We start from the raw sequence: 22,325 nt of genomic DNA, 5'->3' as shown, positions 1-22,325 counted from the left end.
TCCATGATCAACAGCGCAGCATGATCAACAGCACAGCATGATCGACACCGATCCGGGGATCGTCCGAGACCGACCGAGAACAAGGAGACAGCGATGAGTGGATCCACCATCGACGCGGTGCACAGCGACCGGGTCGCCGTCGACGCCGAACGGCGCGCGGTGGCCGAACGCGTCGAACGGGAGCAGGTCTTCCGCGCCCCGTTCGGCGTGCTCAGCCAGGTCGCGCTGCACTGGCTCGACGAATCGCCGCAGGTGCTGCCGGCGCTGCCCGGCACCTGGGACGTGGTCGACGACACCGCCCGGGTCACCGTCGGAGCGGGCGAGCAGCTCGCGCCCGTCGAGCCCGACGGATCCGGCGCGCCGATCGTCGGCGAGGCCCGCGCCGGGATCGGCGAGGCGAAGTCGCTGCACTGGCTGACGCTGGCCGACGGGCGGCGCCTCGAGCTGATCCGGCGTACCGGCCGCCTCGGCCTGCGCGTGCTGGACCCGGAGGCGCCCGCCCGGCGCGCATTCGGTGGGCTGCGGGCACACGAGTTCGACCCGGCCTGGATCAAGGACGCCACGTTCACCGCGCACCCCGAGCCGAGGCGGGTCACCGTCGACGGCGCGCAGCCCGGCCTGGTGCACCAGCGCGAGGAGATCGGCGTCGTGGAGTTTGCGCACGACGGGCGTACCCACTCCCTCGCCGTGTTCGGCGATCATGGGGTGACCGCGATCTTCGACGACCTCGGCGCCGGGGGAGCGCACGCGGAGTGGCGCGTGGTCCCGGTCGAGATCGGCGAGGACGGATCCGCGGTGATCGACTTCAACCGCGCGACCAACTTCCCGGCGGCGTTCACCCCCTACGGCACCTGCCCGAAGCCGCCCGCCGAGAATCATCTCGACCTGTTGGTCGAGGCCGGCGAGCTGGCGCCCGAGCCGTTCGAGGGGGCGCGGTGAGGTTCCTCGCGATCTCCCTCGGCTTCAACGCGCCGGGCCCGGACCGCGTCGGCTCCAAGGAGCGGCTCGATCAGATCGTCGCCGCGGCCGACCGGGCCGAACAGGCGGGCCTGGACGGGTTCGGCGTCGGCGAGCACCACACGCCGGACACCGAGGTGTCCGCGCCGCCGGTGCTGCTCGCCGCGATCGCCGTCAGGACCAGCCGGATCCGGTTGTTCACCGCCGTCACCGTGTTGTCGGTGCTGGACCCGGTACGCGTTGCCGAGGACTACGCCACGCTGGACAACCTGTCCGGCGGGCGCGTCGAGATGATCATCGGCAAGGGCAACACCGAGGTGCAGGCGCGGGTGTTCGGCTACTCGCTGGACGACCAGTGGGAGCGCAACGCCGAGAAGTACGACCTGCTGCGCCGGCTGATCCACGAGCCGAGCGTCACCTGGTCCGGGCGGTTCCGGCCGCCGCTGGTCGACTTCGTGCCGCGGCCGGACTGGCTGCAGAGCCCGCCGCGGATCTGGCACGGCTCGGCCACCAGCAAGAACTCCACCGAGCTCGCCGCCCGCCACGGCGACCCGCTGTACTCGGCCAACGTCACCGGGCGGCGCGAGCAGTACGCCGAGCTGGTCGATCACTACCGCGAGCGGCTCGCGGCGTACGGCCACCCGCCCGAGCGGGCGCTGGTCGGCGCCGGCGCCGCGGCGGTGCACGTGGCGCCGACCTCCCAGCAGGCGCGCGCGGAGTTCGCGCCGGTGTTCGCGGCGCGGCTCGCGCGGGCGTCCACGTTTCGCCAGACCGTGCCGTTCGCCGACCTGGACGACGCGATCGCCAACGGCTCCTACCTCGTCGGCAGCCCCGAGGAGGTGCTCGACCAGCTCGGCCAACTGCACGGGCTGCTGGGCCACGAGGTGCAGCACATCGGCACCGCCGACGAGCCCGACCCGGTGTTGCAGCGTGGCATCGACGCGTTCCTCGCCGATGTGTTGCCGCAGGCGCGCGAGGCCTTTCCCGACCGGTTGTGGGAGCCGGTCACGTCCCCGCCCGACGCCGAACCGCCGGCGAATGATCATCCGATCCTCGCCCCGACTGTGGAAGCAGGCCGCCCATGAGTGAGCCGTCCGAAGCAACGACCGTCGTCCTGTCCGGCAACCCGCGGCCGGGGTCGCGTACCGCCGGGCTGGCCCGCACCGTCGCCGACCGCTGGTCCGGCGGCGAAGCGGAGCCGATCGAGGCCGCCGACCTGGCGGCATCGGTGTTCGCCGCCGAGCGGTCACCCGAGCTCGTCGCCGCGCTCGACCGGCTCCGCTCGGCACGCCGGCTGGTGGTCGCGACGCCGTCGTACAAGGGCAGCTACACCGGCCTGTTGAAGAGCCTGCTGGATCACCTGGCCGCGGGCGACCTGCGCGACGCGGTGGCGGTGCCGGTGGTCGTCGCCGCGGCCCCGGCCCATCTGGTCAGCACCGCCGGGGCGCTGACGGCCCTGCTCGGCGAGCTCGGCGCCACCGTGCTGCCGGCCGTCACGGTCGCCGAGTCCGAGGTCGACGACCCGGCCGGCCCGCTCGACGCCTGGACGGTCCGGCTGGATCGCCTGGCAGGTGCCGCGAGGAACCGGGAGGTGGTCCGATGAGCGGCGTGCCCGACCCCGAGACCCGTGAGGGTCTGTCCGTCGACGAGTTCAAGGCGGTCTTTCGCCAGCACCCGGCGGGGGTCTGCGTGATCACGCTGGCCGACCCGGAGCGGCTGGTCGGGTTCACGGCGACCTCGGTGATCTCGGTGGCGGCGGAGCCGGCGCTGCTGGCGTTCTCGATCGACTCGGGCTCGTCGTCGTGGCCCGCGATCGAGCGTGCCGAGCACGTCGTCGTGAACTTCCTCGGCCACCACCAGGCCGAGCTCGCGACCCGGTTCGCGACCAGCGGGATCGACCGGTTCGCCGGCCGCGGCTGGCGGCGGCTGCCGACGGGCGAGCCGGTGATCAACGACTCCGCCGGCTGGATCCGGGCCCGGATCGCGGGCCAGATCCCGGCGGCGTCCAGCCGGCTGGTGCTGCTGGAGGCGCTGACCGCCCGGATCGGCGGCGGCCCGCCGCTGGTCTATCGCGACCGGGACTACCACCGGCTGCTGCCCGCGCTGCGCCCCGCCGGAGGCTGAGGGTTCTGCGGAGGTTTCGGCGCGACGCGGGCTCGCCGCGGCCAGAACCCGGGCGAGTGGTCGGTATGGGTGGCGGGTTGGTGCGGATCGGCGCCAGAACCCGGGCGAGTGGTCGGTATGGGCGCGAGGCGCGGGCTGCCGCGCCGCGTACAGCTGTGCTCGGCCCGGTCCTCGCCACAACTGGGGCGAGTGGTCGGTATGGGTGGCGGGTTGGTGCGGATCGTCGCCAGAACTGGGGCGAGTGGTCGGTATGGGCGCGAGGCGAGGGCTGCCGCGGCGCGTACCGCTGTGATCGGCCCGGCCCTCGCCACAACTCTGGCGAGTGGTCGGTATGGGTGGCGGGTTCGGGTGGATCGTCGCCAGAACTGGGGCGAGTGGTCGGTAACGCCGCGAGGGGGGTCGGTACGCCGAACTAGGCTGGCCGGGTGGCAGATCCGGCGACCTACCGACCCGCACCGGGGTCGATCCCCGAGCAGCCCGGTGTCTACCGGTTCAGCGACGCCGAGGGCCGGGTGATCTATGTCGGCAAGGCCAAGAATCTGCGCTCGCGGCTGAACTCCTACTTCGCCGATCTCGCCGGGCTGCACCAGCGGACCCGGACGATGGTCACCACCGCCGCCCGGGTCGACTGGACCGTCGTCACCACCGAGGTCGAGGCGCTGCAGCTCGAATACTCCTGGATCAAGGAGTTCGACCCGCGGTTCAACGTGAAGTACCGCGACGACAAGTCCTATCCGTGGCTGGCCGTCACCATGTCGGAGGAATATCCGCGCGTCTTCGTCGGCCGCGGCGCCAAGCGCAAGGGCACCCGCTACTTCGGTCCCTACAGCCATGCCTGGGCGATCCGGGAGACCGTCGACCTGCTGCAGCGGGTCTTCCCGGTGCGGACCTGCACCAACGGCACCTTCCGCAACGCCCGGGCCACCGGCCGGCCCTGCCTGCTCGGTTACATCGACAAGTGCTCCGCGCCGTGCGTCGACCGGGTCAGCGCGGAGGAGTACCGCGAGATCGTCGACGACTTCTGCGCCTTCATGGCCGGTCAGGGCACGGCGATGATCCGCCGGCTCGAGGCCGAGATGAAGACCGCGGCAGCGGGCCTGGAGTTCGAGCGTGCCGCCCGGCTGCGCGACGACATCGGGGCGCTGCAGCGGGCGATGGAGGCCAATGCGGTCGTGCTCGGCGACGGCACCGATGCCGACATCATCGCGCTGGCCGAGGATCCGCTCGAGGTCGCCGTGCAGATCTTCCACGTCCGCGGCGGCCGGATCCGCGGCGAGCGCGGCTGGGTGGCCGACCGCACCGACGATGCCGGCGTACCCGAGCTGATCGAGCAGTTCTTGTTGCAGCTCTATGCCGATGTCGCGCCGGAGGAGCGCGGCCGGGCCGTGCCGCGCGAGGTGCTGGTGCCGCACCTGCCGACCAGCCCCGGGTCGATGGCCGAGTTGCTCGGCGAGCTGCGCGGCTCGGCCGTGCAGGTCCGGGTGCCGCAGCGCGGCGACAAGGCGCGCCTGCTGGAGACGGTCGCGCGCAACGCCTCGGAGGCGCTGGTCCGGCACAAGACCAAGCGGGCCTCGGACCTGTCGACCCGCAGCCGGGCGCTGGAGGAGATCCAGACCGCGCTCGGGCTGCCCGAGGTGCCGCTACGGATCGAGTGCTACGACGTGTCGAATCTGCAGGGCACCGAGGTCGTCGCCTCGATGGTGGTCTTCGAGGACGGCCTGCCGCGCAAGAGCGAGTACCGGCGCTTCGTGATCCGCGGCGTCGACGGGCAGAACGACGTCGCGTCGATCGACGAGGTGATCACCCGCCGGTTCCGGCGACTGATCGACGAGCAGGCGACGCTGCAGCAGGAGGCCGGCGAGACCGGAGGCCTGGTCGACCCAACGACCGGCGCGCCCAAGAAGTTCGCCTACCGGCCCCAGCTCGTCGTCGTCGACGGCGGCCCGCCGCAGGTGGCGGCCGCGGCGGACGCGATGGCCCGGCTGGGCATCAACGACGTCGCGCTGGTCGGGCTGGCCAAGCGGCTGGAAGAGGTGTGGCTGCCCGGCGAGGAGCATCCGGTGATCCTGCCGCGCACCAGCGAGGGCCTGTACCTGCTGCAGCGCCTGCGCGACGAGGCGCACCGCTTCGCGATCACCCACCACCGCGGCCGGCGCAGCAAGACGATGGTCGAGTCGCTGCTCGACGACGTGCCCGGCTTGGGGGAGGTGCGCCGGCGTACCCTGCTGAAGCATTTCGGGTCGCTGCGCAAGCTGCGAGCCGCCTCCACCGAGGAGATCGCCGCCCTGCCCGGCTTCGGTCGGCGTACCGCCGAGCAGGTGAAGTCCGCGCTGGATCGCGACACCACCCGCGGCGAGGCGATCAACATGACCACCGGAGAGGTGATCGAGCAGTCGTGACCGCCCCCGACCGCCGGACCGGGCGGCACACGCTGCGTCGCCGGATCCTGCTCAGCCCAGCGATCCGGCGCTGGTGGCTCGCGCCGGCCGCCGCGGTGACCGCGGCCGCGCTGATCGGCGGCGCGGCCGCCGGCTGGGCCCTGCGACCGGAAGCGCAGGTCCCGCCGCCGGAGCAGGCGGCGCCCCCGCCGCCGGCCGCGCCCGCCGCCGTCGACCGGCCCGATTTCGAGGTGGCCTTCGGCTACCGGGACGAGCCCGTCGAGGTGCCGGCGCTGGAGAGCGCGAAGACCGAGTGGCTGAGTTTCGGCGACCTGCTGGTCGATTCGCTCGACACCGCCACCGCCGTCAGCGACTTCCGCCCCGTCGAGCTGCGCTACGACCCCCAGGTCGTGCGTGGCCGGGTCGAGAGCGGCGACGCGGTCCTGGCGGTGGAATTTCCCGACGACTTCACCGCCACCATGGTGCAGGACATGACCGACCCGCGCGGGGAGCCGCCGAGCATCCCGGTCACCGTCTACGCCGGGCCGCAGGCGCGCGCCGACGACGCGCTGGTGCTCGACCAGTACGTCGGGCGCGCGCTGAGGCCCGCCCTCGCCGAACGGGCCGGCGAGCTGCGCACCGTCGCCGACGAGCTGGGCGTGACCGACGCGGGGACCCGCTACGCCGAGCCCTTCGCGATCCGCATCGTCGAGGTCGACGGTCCGGCGCCGCGTAGCTATCGGTACGCATCGCGTTCGTGACCGGGCCCATAATGGGCCCCGTGACAGAGGCGGCGGCAGTAGAGCAGGCCCCGGCGTCTGCCGAGGCGATCCGGCTGGTGGTGATCACCGGCATGTCCGGCGCGGGCCGGCGGACCAGCGCCCACGTGCTGGAGGACCTGGGCTGGTACGTCGTGGACAATCTCCCGCCGTCGATGCTCGTCGAGTTGTGCGCCAAGGCCGCCGCCGACGGGATCGACCGGGTTGCCGTGGTGCTGGATGTCCGCAGCCGCAGCCAGTTCGACCAGTTGCCGACCGTGTTCACCGAACTCGCGGCCGCCGGTACGCCGCCCGAGCTGCTGTTCGTCGACGCCGAGGACGATGTGATCGTCCGCCGCCAGTCCTCGGTCCGGCGGCCGCACCCGTTGCAGGGCGACGGGCCGCTGCTCGACGGCATCCGGCAGGAGCGGGCGATGCTGGCCGGCCTGCGCGCCGGCGCGGATCTGGTGATCGACACCTCGACCACCACGCTGCACCAGCTCGGCGTCCAGGTCGCCCACGTCTTCGGCGGCGGCGCGGAGCGGGTGCGGCTGTGCGTGATGTCGTTCGGGTTCAAGAACGGCGTACCGCTGGATGCCGACATGGTCTTCGACGTCCGTTTCCTGCCCAACCCGCACTGGGTGCCGGAGTTGCAACCCCACACCGGGTTGGAGGCGCCGGTGCGCGACTACGTGTTCGCCCAGGCCGGCGCCGAGCAGTTCGTGGAGCAGGTCGAGGCCCTGGTCGGCAACGTCGCCCGCGGCTATGCCGTGGAGGGCAAGCGGTACGCCACCATCGCGATCGGCTGTACCGGCGGCAAGCACCGCAGCACCGCGATCGCCACCGAGCTCGCCGACCGGCTGAACGCCGCGGGCCTGCCGACGGCGGTCATGCACCGCGATCTGGGGCGCGAATGACCGGCTCCCCGCTCGATGCCAGGTCCCCGCTCGATGCCGGCGAGTTGCCGCGCGTCGCCGCGCTGGGCGGCGGGCACGGGCTGTTCGCGTCGCTGACCGCGCTGCGCCGGGTCACCGACCGGTTGACCGCGGTGGTCACCGTCGCCGACGACGGCGGATCGTCGGGCCGGCTGCGCGCCGAGCTGGACTGCCTGCCGCCGGGCGATCTGCGGATGGCGCTGGCGGCGTTGTGCGGCGACGACGCGTCCGGCCGGCTGTGGGCCGATGTCTTGCAGTCGCGCTTCGACGGCGACGGGGCGCTGTCGGGTCACGCGATCGGCAACCTGCTGATCGCCGGGCTGTGGCAGCGGCTCGGCGACCCGGTGGCCGGCCTGGACATGGTCGCCACGCTGCTCGGCGCGCGGGGACGGGTACTGCCGATGTCGCGGGTGCCGCTGGACATCGTGGCCGAGGTGATCGGCGTGGACCCGATGCACCCCGACGAGCTGTCGGAGATCCGCGGCCAGGACAAGGTCGCCCGGACCAATGCCGAGGTGCGCACGATCCGGCTGGAGCCGGCGGAGCCGCCGGCCGCGGACGAGGCCGTCCGCGCGATCGAGAGCTCCGACTGGGTGATCCTCGGCCCCGGCTCCTGGTTCACCTCCGTGATGCCGCACCTGATGGTGCCCGAGCTGGCCCGGGCGATCACCACGACCGGGGCCCGGCGGCTGCTCACGCTGAACCTGATGCCGGCGGGGGAGACCCGTGGCTACACCGCCGCCCAGCACCTGGAGCTGCTCGCCGAGCACGCCCCCCAGCTCCGGCTGGACGTGGTGCTGGCCGATACCCGGTTCGCGCGAGACGATCGGCATCTGCCGGCCTATGCCGCCTCGCTCGGCGCCGAGCTGGTGGTCGGGGACCTGGCGGTCCGCGACGGCACCGCCCGGCACGACCCGTTGCGGCTGGCGTCGATGTACGCCGAGATCATGGGGGCCTGATCCCGGACTGATGCGCTTCGAAGGCCCCCACCGACCCCCCACGCTTGTGATTGGATGGCCGCCATGGCGATGACTCAGCAGGTGAAGGCGGAGCTTGCCACCGTCGAGATCACCCGACCGACGACGCGCCGCGCCGAGCTGACGGCGATGTTGCGCTTTGCCGGCGGCCTGCACCTGGCGGGCGGCCGGATCGTGATCGAGGCGGAGCTGGACACCGGCGCCGCCGCCCGACGGTTGAGTCGCACGATCGCCGACCTGTTCGGGCACCAGACGGACCTGGTCGTGGTGAACGGCTCCGGGCTGCGCCGCGGCAACCGCTATGTGGTCCGGGTGATCCGCGACGGGAATGCGCTGGCCCGCCAGACCGGCCTCGTCGACTCCAAGGGCCGGCCCGCGCGAGGCCTGCCCGCGCAGGTGGTCAGCGGTTCGTTGGACGACTGCGTCGCCGCGTGGCGCGGCGCTTTCCTGGCGCACGGGTCGTTGACCGAGCCGGGGCGCTCGATGTCGCTGGAGCTGACCTGCCCCGGGCCGGAGGCGGCGCTCGCGCTGGTCGGGGCGGCGCGGCGGCTCGGCGTACCCGCCAAGGCCCGTGAGGTACGCGCGATCGACCGGGTCGTGGTCCGCGACGGCGACGGCATCGCCGCGATGCTCGCCCGGATGGGCGCCCACCAGTCGCTGCTGGCCTGGGAGGAGCGGCGGATGCGCCGCGAGGTGCGCGCGTCGGCGAACCGGCTGGCGAACTTCGACGACGCCAATCTGCGCCGCTCCGCGCGGGCGGCCGTTGCCGCCGGCGCGCGGGTCGAGCGGGCGCTGGAGATCCTCGGCGACGAGGTCCCCGATCACCTGCGCGCCGCAGGCACGCTGCGGCTGGAGCACAAGCAGGCCTCGCTGGAGGAGCTCGGCCAGTTGCACGACCCGCCCCTGACCAAGGACGCCGTGGCCGGGCGGATCCGGCGGCTGCTGGCCACCGCCGACAAGCTGGCGGGCGAGCGCGGGATCCCCGGCACGGACGCCAACCTGACCCCGGAGATGCTCGAGGACTCCTGAGCCGGGCCCCGGGTTGTGCCGAACCGCGCGGGCCCGCGCCCAGACCAACTCCGGTGCTGGTACGCCGAGCGTGCCAGTGGGCGGTTTGGTCCGCCCGGATGCGCGCTCGGGGGCCTTGGTTATTGTGTGCGCGTTCCGTGTCACGACAGACCACGCCGCTAAGGAGCATCGCGCATGACCATCAAGGTTGGCATCAACGGCTTCGGCCGGATCGGCCGCAACTTCTTCCGGGCCCTGGTGGCCTCGGGCGCCGACGTCGAGGTCGTCGCCGCCAATGACCTGACCGACAACGCCTCGATCGCCCAGTTGCTGAAGTTCGACACCGTGCTCGGCCGTTTCCCGGGCGAGATCACCGCCAACGACGAGGGCATCACCGTCGACGGCAAGCTGATCAAGGTCTTCGCCGAGAAGGATCCGGCGAACATCCCGTGGGGTGAACTCGGCGCCGACATCGTGATCGAGTCGACCGGCATCTTCACCGACGCCACCAAGGCCAAGGCCCACATCGACGGCGGCGCGAAGAAGGTGATCATCTCCGCTCCGGCGAAGAACGAGGACATCACCATCGTGATGGGCGTCAACGACGGCGACTACGACCCGGCCACGCAGCACATCATCTCCAACGCCTCCTGCACCACCAACTGCCTGGCCCCGCTGGCCAAGGCGCTGAACGATGCGCTGGGCATCAACAAGGGCCTGATGACCACGGTGCACGCCTACACCCAGGACCAGAACCTGCAGGACGGCCCGCACAAGGACCCGCGCCGGGCCCGCGCCGCCGCGCAGAACATCGTGCCGACCTCCACCGGCGCGGCCAAGGCCATCGGCCTGGTGCTGCCCGAGCTGAAGGGCAAGCTGGACGGGTACGCGCTGCGCGTCCCGGTGATCACCGGCTCGGCCACCGACCTGACCTTCGAGGCCGCCCGCGAGACCTCCGTCGAGGAGGTCAACGAGATCATGAAGTCCGCCGCCGAGGACGGGCCGCTGGCGCCCTACCTGAACTACAGCGAGGATCCGCTGGTCTCCTCCGACATCGTCACCGACCCGGCGTCGTGCATCTTCGACTCCGGCCTGACCAAGGTGATTGGCAACAACGTCAAGGTGGTCGGTTGGTACGACAACGAGTGGGGCTACTCCAACCGCTTGGTCGACCTGACCAAGCTGGTCGGCGAGAAGCTCTGAGCGAATCACGAGGGAGAGGGGACCGCGGACCGATGAAGTCCATCGATGATCTTGGTGACCTGCGCGGCAAGCGGGTGATCATCCGCTGCGATCTGAACGTCCCGCTGGACGGCGACAAGATCACCGACGACGGGCGGATCCGGGCCTCGGTCCCGACCCTGACCAGGCTGGCCGATGCCGGGGCGAAGGTGATCATCCTCGCCCACCTCGGCCGGCCCAAGGGCAAGCCGAACCCCGAGTTCTCGCTGGCGCCGGTCGCCGAGCGGCTCGCCGAGCTCCTCGGGCGGCCGGTCGCCTTCGCGGCCGACACCACGGGTCCGCAGGCGCGTGAGGTGGTCGACGGGCTGGCCGACGGCGAGGTGGCGCTGCTGGAGAACGTCCGCTTCGACCCGCGCGAGGACTCCAAGGACGAGGCTGAGCGTGCGGAGCTGGCCCGGGCCTATGCCGAGCTGGGCGACGCCTTCGTCTCCGACGGGTTCGGGGTGGTGCACCGCAAGCAGGCCTCGGTCTACGACCTGGCGAAGCTGCTTCCGCACGCCGCGGGCGAGCTGGTCAAGGCCGAGACCGAGGTGCTGCGCGCGATCACCGAGGATCCGCAGCGGCCGTTCGTGGTCGTGCTCGGCGGCGCGAAGGTCTCGGACAAGCTGGCGGTGATCGACAACCTGCTCGCCAAGGCCGATTCCCTGCTGATCGGCGGCGGGATGGTCTTCACCTTCCTCGCGGCGCGGGGCTTCGAGGTGGGCAAGTCGCTGCTCGAGGCCGATCAGGTCGAGACCTGCCGGAGCTACCTCGAGCGCGCCGGACGCGAGGGCACCGAGATCGTCCTGCCGACCGACATCGTGGTGGCACCCGAGTTCGCCGCCGACGCGCCGCCCACGGTGGTCGCCGCCGACGCGATCCCGGCCGATCAGCTCGGGATGGACATCGGCCCCGAGTCCGCCGCGGCCTTCGCCGAGAAGATCGCCGGCGCACGCACGGCCTTCTGGAACGGCCCGATGGGCGTCGCCGAGTTTGCGGCGTTCGCCGGCGGTACGCGTGCCGTTGCCGAGGCCATGACGAAGGTCGATGGGCTGTCCGTGGTGGGCGGTGGCGACTCTGCGGCCGCGGTGCGCGACCTGGGCTTCGCCGACGACGACTTCGGCCACATCTCGACCGGCGGCGGCGCCAGCCTGGAATACCTCGAGGGCAAGGAACTGCCCGGCCTGCAGGTACTGGAGGACTGATCATGGCCGAAGCGACGCACGGGCGTACCCCGCTGATGGCGGGCAACTGGAAGTCCAATCTGAACCACGTCGAGGCGACCGGGCTGGTGCAGAAGCTGGCCTGGACGCTGCAGGACAAGCGCTGGGATCCGGCGAAGTCGGAGGTCGCGGTGTTCCCGCCGTTCACCGACCTGCGGACGGTGCAGACGCTGGTGGAGGGCGACAAGCTGCAACTGGAGTACGGGGCGCAGGATGTCTCGTCCCACGACGGCGGCGCCCACACCGGCGAGGTCACGGCGCGGATGCTGGCCAAGCTCGGCTGCCGCTACGTGATCGTCGGGCATTCCGAGCGGCGCACCGAACACGACGAGTCCGATGCGGTCGTCCAGGCGAAGGCGCTGCAGGCGCTGCGTGCCGACATCGCCCCGATCGTCTGCGTCGGGGAGGGTCCGGAGGTCCGGGAGGCCGACGGCCAGGTCGATCACTGCCTGGCCCAGGTCGGCGGTTCGCTGGCCGGGCTGAAGCCCGAGGACATCACCCGCAGCGTGATCGCCTACGAGCCCGTGTGGGCCATCGGCACCGGAAAGGTCGCCACCCCCGACGACGCGCAGGAGGTCTGTGGGGCGATCCGGCAGTTCCTCGCCGAGGAGCACGGAATCGCGGTCGCCGAGCGGGTCCGGATCCTCTACGGCGGCTCGGTGAAGGCCGACAATGTGGTGGCGATCATGGCCGAACCGGATATCGACGGCTGCCTCGTCGGCGGTGCGTCGCTGAAGGTCGACGAGTTCGCCGCGATCTGCCGCTTCTACGATCTGGCGGGCGGGTGAGCCGAACTTCGCGTGTGTCGGGTCGTCGGGCTAGAGTGACGCCCGTGTTTGCCGCCCCCATGACGCCAGCGCTCGCGCCCGTCGGGATCGGGTCCGCCGGATGAGCGTACCGATCCTCGTCCTGTCGATCCTGTTGGTGATCGTCAGCACGATCCTCACGCTGTTCGTGCTCCTGCACAAGGGCCGCGGCGGCGGCATGTCCGACCTGTTCGGTGGCGGCATGTCGACCAGCTTCGGCGGCAGCTCGACCGCGGAGCGCACGCTCGATCGCCTGACCATCGTCCTCGGGCTGATCTGGATCGCGATCGTCGTCGTGCTGCTGGTGCTCTACCGCTGGTTCCCGTGAGCCGCGCCGGGCGCTGACGCCCCGCTCAGGCGGGCGTGCGCAGCTCCCGCCCGGAGCGAATCCACGCGGTGATCCCGCCCCGCACGGAGCGGGCCTCGCGGCCCAGCTCGCCGAGCAGGGCGACCGCCCTGGGCGAGGACAGGCAGTAGGGGCCCTGGCAGTAGGCGATGACGTCCGCGTCCGCCGGCAGTTCGGCCAGCCGGTCGCGCAGATGAGGCAGCGGGATGCTCAGCGCCCCGGGCACGTGGCCCTTGGCGTACTCCTCGGCGGAGCGCACGTCGATCACCATCGTGCCGCCCCGCATCCGTCGCTCCAGCTCCTCCACCGTCACCGGCTCCGGCCCGGGGTGCGCGGCGAAGTACTCGCTGACCGCCGTCCGCACCGCAGGCACCGTGCGTTCGGCGAACTCCTCGAAGCTGGCCAGCAGCGCCGAGACCTGCGGCGAGGCGATCCGGTAGTGGATGCGTACGCCGTCGCGGCGCGCGGCCACGAGCTGCAGCGCCTTGAGCTGCTGGAGTTGCGCCGACGTGCTCTTCAGCCCGACGCCGGCGCGCGCGGCCAGCTCCTCGACCGTGGACTCGCCCTCCTCGAGCTGGTCCAGCAGCCGCAGCCGGATCGGGCTGGCCAGCGCCTTGCCCACCTGGGCGAGCTGCTCGTAGATGGGCAGCTCGGGGAATGCCTTGGTCATGGTCGGTTCAGCCTAGTGCGCCGGTCGAACGCTCGCCGCGCAGCGCCAGCGCCGAGCAGACCGCGCCGAGCGCGGCGATCACGGCGAAGCCGACCGAGACCGTGACGGCGGAGCCGACCAGCGACGGCCCGCCGAGGCTGACCAGTACGCCCGCCAGCGCGGAGCCGAGGGTGTTCGCGACCAACTGGACCGTGTTCACGCCGGCCGAGGCCTTCTGCGCCTCCGCGTCGTCGTCCGTGCTCCGCAGCACCGCGGCGGCGCTGTGCCCGAACGTCATCCCGATCCCGCAGCCCGCGATGAACAGCGTGCCGAACCAAGCCGCCACGATGACGGGGCCGGGGTCGGCGCGCTGGGTCAGGGCGTAGGCGCAGAAGCCGGCGGCGAGCAGGGCGGGTCCGCCGATCCGCAGCCGGGCGAGGCCACGGGCGGAGGTCACGCCCGAGGTGGCGATGCCCGCCGCGCTCCAGCCCCAGGAGATGGCGGCGCCGAGCAGGCCTGCGGGCAGGGGCGACAGCGCGCCGAGCCGCTGACCGAACAGCGGCACGAAGGCCTCGATGGTGGAGCCGATGGCGACCGCCGCGATCACCAGGTAGATCCAGCGCAGCGGCGAGCGGGGGAGATAGGTCAGCCCCGGGAGCAGCGAGCGCGGGCTGGAGGCGCGATCCCGGGCGACGAAGCCGGTCAGCGCGAGGGCCGCCGCGAGGCCGAGCACGGCGACGGGCAGCAGCCCCGTGGTGAGCTGCGCGCCGGACAGGGCGGCCGTGGCGAGGGTGAGCAGCAACAGCGACAGCTTGGGTACGCCGCCGGCGCCGCCCGCGCCACGGCCCGACGCGGGCATTACCCGCGCGGCAAGGACGGCGGCCGCGGCCGTCGCCGCGATCAGGGTCCAGAAGGCGCCGCGCCACACGCCGAGCTGGGCGAACAGGCCACCGAGCACCGGGCCGATCACGTTGCCCACTCCCCACATCGCCGACAGCAGGGCGATCGCCCGGGTCCACAGATGGGCCGGCAGGACGCGCCGCAGCACCGTGTAGGCGAGCCCGGTGAGCAACCCGCCGGCCGCGCCCTGGACGATCCGCCCGGCCAGGAAGACCGGCATTGTGGGCGCGACGGCGTCGATGACCAGGCCCGCGCCGAATCCGGCGAAGGCGAGCAGGTAGCCCAGTCGCGCGTCCAGCCCGGCGGAGAGCTGGCCGACGAACATCGACGAGATCACCGATGCGAGCAGGAAGCTCGTCATCGCCCAGGCGTACAGCTCTTCGCCGCCGATGTCGGCGACGGCGTTCGGCAGCAGGCTGGCGGTGACGTAGACGTTGATCGCGTACAGCGCGATGCCGGAGGCCAGGACGATGACCGGGCCGCGGGTGTGGGGGGCGAAGAGATCGCTCCAGCGGGCGGTGGCGGGCGCCGCGTCGGGTTCGGTCGCGCGGATTGCCTCATATTCCATAGAGCTATGGAATATGAGCAACAGACGGGTTGTCAACCGCTCCGACCCGGCTTTCCCGCCCGCTGACCGGGTGCCGGCGGGGTTTGGTCCATGCCGCACGCTGCGATTACAGTTGCGCCCGTGATTCCGCTGCCCCAGGCCCCCCGCGCGGCCACCTCGACGGCATCGCGGATCGTCGCACCGACAGCTCGGGGTCCGATCGTCGACCACCCCTGACAGTCCCGGCCGGTCCGGCCGCAACACGCAGAAATGGGCCGCAGGCCCCGACGAAGGAGACAGACACGTGGTAGGTGGGAGCGCGATCCGCGGCAGCCGGGTCGGTGCCGGGCCGATGGGCGAGGCGGAGCGGGGGGACACCGCCCCGCGGGCGCACGTGTCCTACTTCTGCGCCAATGGCCACGAGACCCGGCCGGCCTTCGCGATCGAGGCGGACGTGCCGGAGGCGTGGGACTGCCCGCGTTGCGGCCTGCCGGCGAACACGGATGCGGAGAACCCGCCGCCGCCGCCGAAGACGACGCCCTACAAGACCCACCTCGCCTATGTGAAGGAGCGCCGCTCCGACTCCGAGGCCGAGGCCATCCTGGCCGAGGCCCTGGAGCTGCTGCGCGACCGCCGCGCCCGCGGCGAGGTCATCTACTGACGGCCTGAGAAGAAAATACCGACGGATGCGTCACAGTTGACGCACCCGTCGGTATTTTCTTCCCGGCCGCCGCGGCCGGGCCGCTCAGTCGAGGTCGGCGGCCGCCGCCCGGTCCAGCCAGTACCACGTCGCCTCGTTTCCGTGCACGCGCCCGGCGGGCACCGACGGATCCTGCCGGTACGCCTTGGCGACGGCCTCGGCCTTGCCCTGTCCGGCCGCGACCAGCCACACCTGCTGGCTGGCGTTGATCACCGGCAGCGTCAGGCTGATCCGCTCCGGCGGCGGCTTCGGCGAATCCCGGACCGCGATCACCCTGGCCGCGGCCTCCTCCCCGCCCGCCGCCAGCGACGGGTGGTCGGGGAACAGCGAGGCCACGTGGCCGTCGGGACCGATGCCGAGCAGGCAGATGTCGAAGACGGTGTCGCCGAGCTCGGCGGCATAGGCCTGTGCGGCGCCGTCGAGGTCGACACCGTCCGAGGACGGCATCGGGTGCACCAGCGCCTGGTCCAGACCGGCCGGGGTCAGCGCGCTGATCGCCGGCTCGGCGTTGCGGTCCTCCGACCCGGTCGGCACGAATCGCTCGTCGCCCCACCACAGCGCGATCCGGTAGGGATCGACCGGGCCGTCCGCCAGCTCGGCGCCCAGCAGCTCGTGCACCTTGCTCGCGATGGTTCCGCCGGTCAGACAGACCGAGACGATCTTGGTATTCGACTCGCGCTGCAGTTCGCTGATCCGCCGGACCAGCCCCTCGCTGACCCCGGCGGCCAGCGTGTCCGCATCGTCGAAGATCTCGAGCTCGGTCTCCATGATCAACTCCCTCGTCTCGATCCGGTGGTCTTCCTCGTCGTCCGCTTGGCGGCCGTCTTCTTCGCCGGGGCCTTCTTCGCCGGTGTCTTCTTTGCCGGCGCCTTCTTGGCGACGGCCTTCTTGGCGGCCGCCTTCTTCGCCGGCGCCTTCCTGGCGGTCGGTTTGCTGGCCGGCGCCTTCGCGGGTCTCCGCGGGCCGGCGGCCTCGGCCCGCGCGGCACGGGCCACGACGCCGGCGGCCGCGGTCTCATAGATCTGGTCGGGATCCATCCGGCGCAGCTCCTCGGCGAGCAGCTCGGTGATCGGGCGACGCTTCAGGGCCACCTGCCGCAGGGGCTGACCGGGCACGGTGTAGTCGGCGAGTACCCCGTTCTCCCGGCTGATCGCGATGTCCCCGGCCGCCGTGGTCATCCGGACGTCGGTGATGCCCGGGCCGCCGCTGGTCCGCAGCCGGACGGGTACGCCGAGTCGATCCTCCAGCCAGGCCGCCAGCAGCAGCGCGGACGCACTGCCGCGCCGGGCGGCGACGGTCGCCGACAGGATGTGCGCCGGGTACTGGTCGAGGGCCGCGGCAAGCAGCGCGCGCCAGGCGGTGAGTCGGGTCCAGGCCAGGTCGGAATCGCCCGGCCGGGTGTGCCGCGCCCGGTTGATCAACTGCGCGGCCGATCCGGAGTCGGTGATCCGCCGGTTGCCCAGCTCGCCCACCGGATCCTCGGCCGCCACCTCCGGCGCCCGCCCCGGCCACCAGACCACGACCGGCGTGTCGGGCAGCAGCAGCGGCAGCACCACCCCGTCGGCGTGATCGGCGACCGGCCCGTGCAGCCACAAGATCACGGTCTCGCCGGGGGCGCCGTCGCCGACGCGTACCTCGGCGTCCAGGCCGGCCCGCCGGCCCGGCCGGCGGACGACCAGCAGGATCCGCGACGGATGCTCGCGGCCGGCCTTGGTCGAGTCGGCGAGCGCCGACTCGAAGGTCTTCTCGTCGCAGACCACGACCATGGTCATCACCATGCCCATCGCCGGGCTGCCGGCGCTGCGGCGGGCGCGCAGCAGCGCCTGGGAGATCTGGGATGCCGTGGTGTCGGCCAGTTCGATGATCATTCCGCGTACCTCACTCGTTCCCGCGCGCTCATGGCCGGCGCCACACGTGCCCGTCGCGGGCCATCATCTCGTCGGCGACCATCGGCCCCCAGCTTCCCGCGGCATAGTCCTGCGGCGGCGTACCCGAATTCTCCCAGTGCTGCAGGATCGGGTCGAGGATCTGCCAGGACAGCTCGACCTCCTCGTGCTGCGGGAACAGCGGCGGGTCGCCGAGCAGCACGTCGAGGATCAGCCGCTCGTAGGCCTCCGGGCTGGACTCGGTGAACGATCCGCCGTAGGCGAAGTCCATGTTCACCTGCCGGATCTCCATCTGGGTGCCGGGCACCTTCGCCCCGAACCGCAGCGTGATGCCCTCGTCGGGCTGGATCCGCATCACCAGCGCGTTCGCGCCCAGCTCCTCGGTGTCGGTGTTGTCGAAGGGCAGGTGCGGCGCGCGCTTGAAGCCGAGCGCCACCTCGGTGGTACGCCGGGCCAGCCGCTTGCCGGTACGCAGGTAGAACGGCACCCCCGCCCAGCGGCGGTTGTCGATGTCGACCCGGATCGCCGCATAGGTCTCGGTGATCGAATCGGGCGAGATGCCCTCCTCCTCCAGATAGCCGCGGACATTCCGGCCGCCGGCCCAGGCGCGCGTGTAGCGCCCACGGGCGGTGTGCGCGTCGATGTCGGCCGGCGGCCTGGTCGCTGCCAGCACCTTCTGCTTCTCGGTCCGCAACTGCCGGGCATCGAAGGAGGTCGGCTCCTCCATCGCGGTCAGCGCGAGCAGTTGCAGCAGGTGGTTCTGGATCACGTCGCGGGCCGCGCCGATGCCGTCGTAGTAGCCGGCCCGGCCGCCGATGCCGATGTCCTCGGCCATCGTGATCTGCACCTGGTCGATGTAGTTGTTGTTCCAGATCGGGTCGAACATCTGGTTGGCGAACCGGAGCGCGAGCATGTTCTGCACGGTCTCCTTGCCCAGATAGTGATCGATCCGGAACACCGAACTGGACGGGAACACCGAGGAGACGATCCGGTTCAGGTCACGGGCGCTTTCCAGGTCGTGGCCGAACGGCTTCTCGATGATCACCCGGCGCCAGCGACCGCCGTCCTGGTCGGCCATCCCGTGCCGGCGCAACTGGTCGACGACGTTCTCGAAGAACCGGGGCGGGATCGACAGGTAGAAGGCGTGGTTGCCGCCGGTGCCGCGCGATTCGTCCAACTCGATGATCGTCTGCTTGAGTTGGGCGAAAGCCGCGTCGTCGTCGAAATCGCCCGGCACGAACCGGATCCCGTCGATCAGTTGTTGCCAGACCTCCTCGCGAAACGGCGTCCGGGCGTGTTTTTGGACCGCGTCGTGAACGATCTCGGCGAAGTCCTGGTCGGCCCAGTCGCGGCGGGCGAACCCGACCAGCGCGAAGCCGGGCGGCAGCAGCCCGCGGTTGGCCAGGTCGTAGACCGCGGGCATCAACTTCTTGGTGGCGAGGTCGCCGGTCACGCCGAAGATCACCAGGACCGACGGGCCCGCGATGCGGGGCAGCCGCCGGTCCTGGGGATCGCGCAGCGGATTGGCGCGCGACAGATCGATCACGCGGCGTCCAGGGCCTTCTGGACGGTCTGCACCAGCTCGTCCCACGACTTGGCGAACTTCTCCACGCCCTCGTCCTCCAGCACCTGGGTGACATCGGCCATGTCGATGCCCACGTCGGCGAGCTGCTCCAGCACCCGGCGGGCGTCGTCGTAGTACGGGGTGATCGTGTCGCCGGTCACCTTGCCGTGATCGGCGAACGCCTGCAGCGTCTTCTCCGGCATCGTGTTCACGGTGTCCGGGGCGACCAGTTCGCTGACATACATCGTGTCGTCGTAGTCGGGATTCTTCACCCCGGTGGACGCCCACAGCGGCCGCTGCGGATTCGCGCCGGCCTCGGCGAGCCGCTGCCAGCGTTCGCTGCGCAGCGAGTCGGCGAACACCTGATAGGCGAGCCGGGCGTTGGCGACGGCGGCCTTCCCCTTCAGGGCGGCGGCCTCCGGCGTACCGATCTCGTCCAGGCGCTTGTCGACCTCGGTGTCCACCCGGGACACGAAGAAGGAGGCCACGGACTGGATGTCGTCGATCGGCTGACCGGCCTCGAGCGCCTGCTCCAGGCCGGTCAGGTACGCATCGATCACCTCGCGATAGCGCTCCAGGGAGAAGATCAGCGTGACATTGACGCTGATCCCCGCCGCGATCGTCTGGGTGATCGCCGACAGCCCTTCCTTGGTCGCCGGGATCTTGATCAACACCTGCGGCCGGTCCACCATGTCGCGCAGTTGGCGGGCCTGCTCGACCGTGCCGTTGGTGTCGCGGGCCAGGCCGGGGGAGACCTCGATGCTGACCCGGCCGTCGACGCCGTCGGTGGCCTCGTAGGTCTCGCGGAACAGGTCGCAGGCGTTGCGCACGTCCTCGGTCGTGAGCAGGACGATGGCCTCGTCGACCGTGTCGCCCTTGAGCTGGGCGACCTGGTCGCGATAGGACTCGCCGTCGGCGAGCGCGGCGGCGAAGATCGTCGGGTTGGTGGTCACCCCGACGACCGAGTCGTTCTTGATCAGATCCGACAGGTTGCCGCTGGTGATCCGCTCGCGGCTCAGGTCGTCCAGCCAGATCGATACGCCGGCATCGGACAGCTTCTGCAGTGCCTCACTCATGGATGCTCCTCCTTGATCGGGTTGCTCGGAAATGACCGGTCAGCCGACCGGGGTGTCGGAGCCGGACTCGGCCTCGGCGTCGGCCGGTCCGACCGGGCCGTGGGCGGCGCGGGCGAGCCGGCGGACCCCGTCGGCGGCGTTCTTGATCGACTTCTTGGCCCGATCGGTGACCGCGTCGGCGGTGAAGCCGAACTCGGTGAACAGTCGGGAGCCGGCGGCGCTGGCGCCGTAGTGGTCGAGGCTGATGATCTCGCCGAAGTCGCCGACGATCTCGCGCCAGCCCTGCGCCACGCCGGCCTCGATGCTGACCCGGGCCAGCACGTCGGCCGGGAACACGGAGTCGCGGTAGGCGTCGTCCTGCTCGTCGAACCACTCCTTGCACGGCATCGACACGACGCGGGCCTGCACGCCCTGGGCGGCGAGCTGGTCGCGGGCACCGACGCAGTACTGCACCTCCGAGCCGGTGCCGACCAAGATCACGTCGGGTGCCGAGCCGTCCGGGGTGTCCAGCAGCGTGTAGGCGCCCTTGGCGACCTCGCTCGCCTCGGCGTACCCGTCGACCCCGCGGGGGAAGACCGGCAGGTTCTGCCGGGTCAGCGCGAGACCCGCCGGGCGGTCGTTGTGGGACAACGCGGTACGCCAGGCGACCGCCGTCTCATTGGCATCGGCGGGCCGCACGACGTCCAGGCCGGGCACCGCGCGCAGGTTCGCGAGCTGCTCGATCGGCTGGTGGGTCGGGCCGTCCTCGCCGAGGCCGATCGAGTCGTGGGTCCAGACATAGATCGTCGGCAGCTTCATCAGCGCCGCCAGCCGCACCGGCGGGCGCATGTAGTCGGAGAAGATCAGGAACGTCGCGCCGTAGGGGCGCGAGCCGCCGTGCAGGGTGATCCCGTTCAGGATCGCGCCCATCCCGTGCTCGCGCACGCCGAAGTGCAGGTTGCGGCCGAACTCGTTGCCCTCCCACATCTTGGTCTGCCGGTCGGTCGGCAGGAACGACGGCTCACCGTCGATCGGGGTGTTGTTGGACTCGGCGAGGTCGGCCGAGCCGCCCCAGATCTCCGGCAGGTCCTTGAAGGTCTGCAGCACCGCGGCCGAGGCCTTCCGGGTCGCGATGCCCTTCTCGTCGGCGTCCCACGTCGGCAGGTCGGCGTCCCAGCCGTCGGGCAGCTCGCGCTTGGCCATCCGGTCCCACAGCGCCGCGCGCTCGGGATTGGCCTCGCGCCACGTGGCGAAGTCGGCGTCCCAGCGTGCCTGCTCCGCCGCGCCCTTCTCGGCGACCTGGGCACGGGTGTGCTCCAACACCTTGGGATCGACCTCGAAGGTCTTGTCGGGGTCGAAGCCGAGCTCGCGCTTGGTGGCGGCGACCTCGTCCTCGCCGAGCGCGGCCCCGTGCGCCTTGCCGGTGCCGCGCAGGTTCGGCGCCGGCCAGCCGATGATCGTCTTCAGCGCGATGAAGCTCGGCCTGTCGGTGACCTTGCGGGCCTCGTCGAGCGCGGCCGCGAGCGCCGGCACGTCCTCGGTGTAGCCCTTGCCGCCGTTGGTCCAGTCCACGGTCTGCACGTGCCAGCCGAGCGCCTCGTAGCGGCCCTGGACGTTCTCGGTGAACGCGATGTTGGTGTCGTCCTCGATGGAGATCGCGTTGTCGTCCCAGATCAGGGTCAGGTTGCCCAGCCGCTGCGTACCGGCGAGCGAGGACGCCTCGTTGGACACGCCCTCCTCCAGGTCGCCGTCGGAGGCGATGCAGTAGATGTGGTGATCGAAGAACGACTCGCCCATCGACGTCTCGGGATCGAACAGGCCGTGCTCGCGGCGGGCCGCCATCGCCATCCCGACGGCATTGCCGACGCCCTGGCCGAGCGGGCCCGTGGTCGTCTCCACGCCCGGGGTGTGGCCGTACTCGGGGTGACCCGGGGTCTTCGAGTCCCAGGTGCGCAGCGCCTTGAGGTCGTCCAGCTCCAGCCCGAATCCGGCCAGGAAGAGCTGGATGTAGAGCGTCAGCGAGGAGTGGCCGGCCGACAGCACGAACCGGTCGCGGCCGGGCCACTTCGGGTCGGCCGGGTTGATCCGCAGGTACTTCTGGAACAGCAGGTACGCCGCCGGCGCGAGGCTCATCGCCGTGCCCGGGTGGCCATTGCCCACGTTCTGGACCGCGTCCGCGGCGAGCACCCGGACCGTGTCGATCGCCTTGGCGTCGACATCGGTCCAGTCGTCGGGAAGCTTCAGGGAGGAGCTGGTCATCGTTGCGGATGTCCTTTCGCGCGCGGGTCTCG

General features: G+C 71.6%; 21 protein-coding genes. 14 read left to right on the top strand and 7 right to left on the bottom strand.

The window, feature by feature from the left end; all coding sequences use genetic code 11:
* Positions 1-93: 93 nt before the first annotated feature.
* From ACXDC7_RS13855 to secG, 13 genes are all read left to right on the top strand, one after another.
* Positions 94-939: a DUF1684 domain-containing protein gene (locus ACXDC7_RS13855; RefSeq protein ID WP_459222465.1), complete on the top strand. Its 846-nt coding sequence runs from the start codon at positions 94-96 to the stop codon at positions 937-939.
* Positions 936-2,042 carry an LLM class flavin-dependent oxidoreductase gene (locus tag ACXDC7_RS13850; protein WP_459222464.1) on the top strand — a complete coding sequence of 369 codons (1,107 nt, stop codon included), beginning with the start codon at positions 936-938 and terminating at the stop codon, positions 2,040-2,042. The genes ACXDC7_RS13855 and ACXDC7_RS13850 overlap by 4 nt, the downstream gene beginning before the upstream one ends.
* Positions 2,039-2,560, top strand: coding sequence for an NADPH-dependent FMN reductase (locus tag ACXDC7_RS13845; RefSeq protein ID WP_459222463.1), 522 nt, complete (start codon positions 2,039-2,041; stop codon positions 2,558-2,560). The genes ACXDC7_RS13850 and ACXDC7_RS13845 overlap by 4 nt, the downstream gene beginning before the upstream one ends.
* The gene (locus tag ACXDC7_RS13840) at positions 2,557-3,081 is read left to right on the top strand and encodes a flavin reductase family protein (protein ID WP_179445883.1); all 525 of its coding nucleotides are present in this window, start codon (positions 2,557-2,559) and stop codon (positions 3,079-3,081) included. Before ACXDC7_RS13845 ends, ACXDC7_RS13840 begins: the two co-directional genes overlap by 4 nt.
* 425 nt (positions 3,082-3,506) lie before the next feature.
* Positions 3,507-5,480: an excinuclease ABC subunit UvrC gene (gene uvrC, locus ACXDC7_RS13835; RefSeq protein WP_459222462.1), complete on the top strand. Its 1,974-nt coding sequence runs from the start codon at positions 3,507-3,509 to the stop codon at positions 5,478-5,480.
* On the top strand, positions 5,477-6,220 hold the full coding sequence (locus tag ACXDC7_RS13830) for a hypothetical protein (RefSeq protein ID WP_459222461.1): 744 nt from the start codon (positions 5,477-5,479) through the stop codon (positions 6,218-6,220). Before uvrC ends, ACXDC7_RS13830 begins: the two co-directional genes overlap by 4 nt.
* Positions 6,221-6,240: 20 nt before the next feature.
* Positions 6,241-7,134, top strand: a complete 894-nt coding sequence (gene rapZ, locus ACXDC7_RS13825; protein ID WP_459222460.1) for an RNase adapter RapZ — start codon at positions 6,241-6,243, stop codon at positions 7,132-7,134.
* Positions 7,131-8,111 (top strand): gluconeogenesis factor YvcK family protein, encoded by a 981-nt coding sequence (locus ACXDC7_RS13820; RefSeq protein WP_179445888.1) that lies wholly within the window; start codon positions 7,131-7,133, stop codon positions 8,109-8,111. Before rapZ ends, ACXDC7_RS13820 begins: the two co-directional genes overlap by 4 nt.
* Positions 8,112-8,174: 63 nt before the next feature.
* Positions 8,175-9,158 carry a DNA-binding protein WhiA gene (gene whiA, locus ACXDC7_RS13815; RefSeq protein WP_179445889.1) on the top strand — a complete coding sequence of 328 codons (984 nt, stop codon included), beginning with the start codon at positions 8,175-8,177 and terminating at the stop codon, positions 9,156-9,158.
* 174 nt (positions 9,159-9,332) lie between these two features.
* Entirely contained in the window at positions 9,333-10,340 is a 1,008-nt protein-coding gene (gene gap / locus ACXDC7_RS13810) for a type I glyceraldehyde-3-phosphate dehydrogenase (RefSeq protein ID WP_459222459.1), read from the top strand.
* Positions 10,341-10,372: 32 nt separating this feature from the next.
* A complete protein-coding gene (locus tag ACXDC7_RS13805) occupies positions 10,373-11,563 on the top strand; it encodes a phosphoglycerate kinase (protein WP_179445891.1) in 1,191 nt (396 codons plus the stop codon).
* A gap of 2 nt (positions 11,564-11,565) precedes the next feature.
* On the top strand, positions 11,566-12,369 hold the full coding sequence (tpiA, locus tag ACXDC7_RS13800) for a triose-phosphate isomerase (RefSeq protein ID WP_179445892.1): 804 nt from the start codon (positions 11,566-11,568) through the stop codon (positions 12,367-12,369).
* Positions 12,370-12,469: 100 nt separating this feature from the next.
* Complete coding sequence (gene secG / locus ACXDC7_RS13795; RefSeq protein WP_179445893.1) at positions 12,470-12,715, top strand: preprotein translocase subunit SecG; 246 nt, start codon at positions 12,470-12,472, stop codon at positions 12,713-12,715.
* A 25-nt stretch (positions 12,716-12,740) separates the two neighbouring features.
* Here the strand turns inward: secG and ACXDC7_RS13790 are convergent, their stop codons facing one another.
* Together ACXDC7_RS13790 and ACXDC7_RS13785 are read right to left on the bottom strand one after the other, a co-directional pair.
* Positions 12,741-13,403 carry an ArsR/SmtB family transcription factor gene (locus tag ACXDC7_RS13790; protein ID WP_179445894.1) on the bottom strand — a complete coding sequence of 221 codons (663 nt, stop codon included), beginning with the start codon at positions 13,401-13,403 and terminating at the stop codon, positions 12,741-12,743.
* Positions 13,404-13,410: 7 nt separating this feature from the next.
* The gene (locus tag ACXDC7_RS13785; protein ID WP_459222458.1) at positions 13,411-14,850 is read right to left on the bottom strand and encodes an MFS transporter; all 1,440 of its coding nucleotides are present in this window, start codon (positions 14,848-14,850) and stop codon (positions 13,411-13,413) included.
* Positions 14,851-15,133: 283 nt separating this feature from the next.
* Here ACXDC7_RS13785 and ACXDC7_RS13780 point away from each other — a divergent pair, with 283 nt between their 5' ends.
* Positions 15,134-15,490, top strand: a complete 357-nt coding sequence (locus tag ACXDC7_RS13780) for an RNA polymerase-binding protein RbpA (RefSeq protein WP_179445896.1) — start codon at positions 15,134-15,136, stop codon at positions 15,488-15,490.
* Positions 15,491-15,574: 84 nt separating this feature from the next.
* Here ACXDC7_RS13780 and pgl read toward each other — a convergent pair whose 3' ends face one another.
* Genes pgl through tkt form a run of 5 tightly spaced genes read right to left on the bottom strand, consistent with a single transcriptional unit; the run spans position 15,575 to position 22,293 of the window.
* Complete coding sequence (gene pgl, locus ACXDC7_RS13775) at positions 15,575-16,297, bottom strand: 6-phosphogluconolactonase (RefSeq protein ID WP_459222457.1); 723 nt, start codon at positions 16,295-16,297, stop codon at positions 15,575-15,577.
* A gap of 2 nt (positions 16,298-16,299) precedes the next feature.
* Complete coding sequence (locus tag ACXDC7_RS13770) at positions 16,300-17,397, bottom strand: glucose-6-phosphate dehydrogenase assembly protein OpcA (RefSeq protein WP_459222456.1); 1,098 nt, start codon at positions 17,395-17,397, stop codon at positions 16,300-16,302.
* Between the two features lie 28 nt (positions 17,398-17,425).
* Entirely contained in the window at positions 17,426-18,961 is a 1,536-nt protein-coding gene (zwf, locus tag ACXDC7_RS13765; RefSeq protein WP_459222455.1) for a glucose-6-phosphate dehydrogenase, read from the bottom strand.
* A complete protein-coding gene (gene tal, locus ACXDC7_RS13760; protein ID WP_459222454.1) occupies positions 18,958-20,055 on the bottom strand; it encodes a transaldolase in 1,098 nt (365 codons plus the stop codon). Before tal ends, zwf begins: the two co-directional genes overlap by 4 nt.
* Positions 20,056-20,094: 39 nt before the next feature.
* Positions 20,095-22,293, bottom strand: coding sequence for a transketolase (gene tkt / locus ACXDC7_RS13755; RefSeq protein ID WP_459222453.1), 2,199 nt, complete (start codon positions 22,291-22,293; stop codon positions 20,095-20,097).
* Between the last annotated feature and the right edge of the window lie 32 nt (positions 22,294-22,325).

It is taken from the genome of Naumannella huperziae, assembly GCF_054073625.1.
The sequence above is the reverse complement of the archived record's forward strand: the minus strand, read 5'-3'. Positions and strand labels throughout refer to the sequence as shown.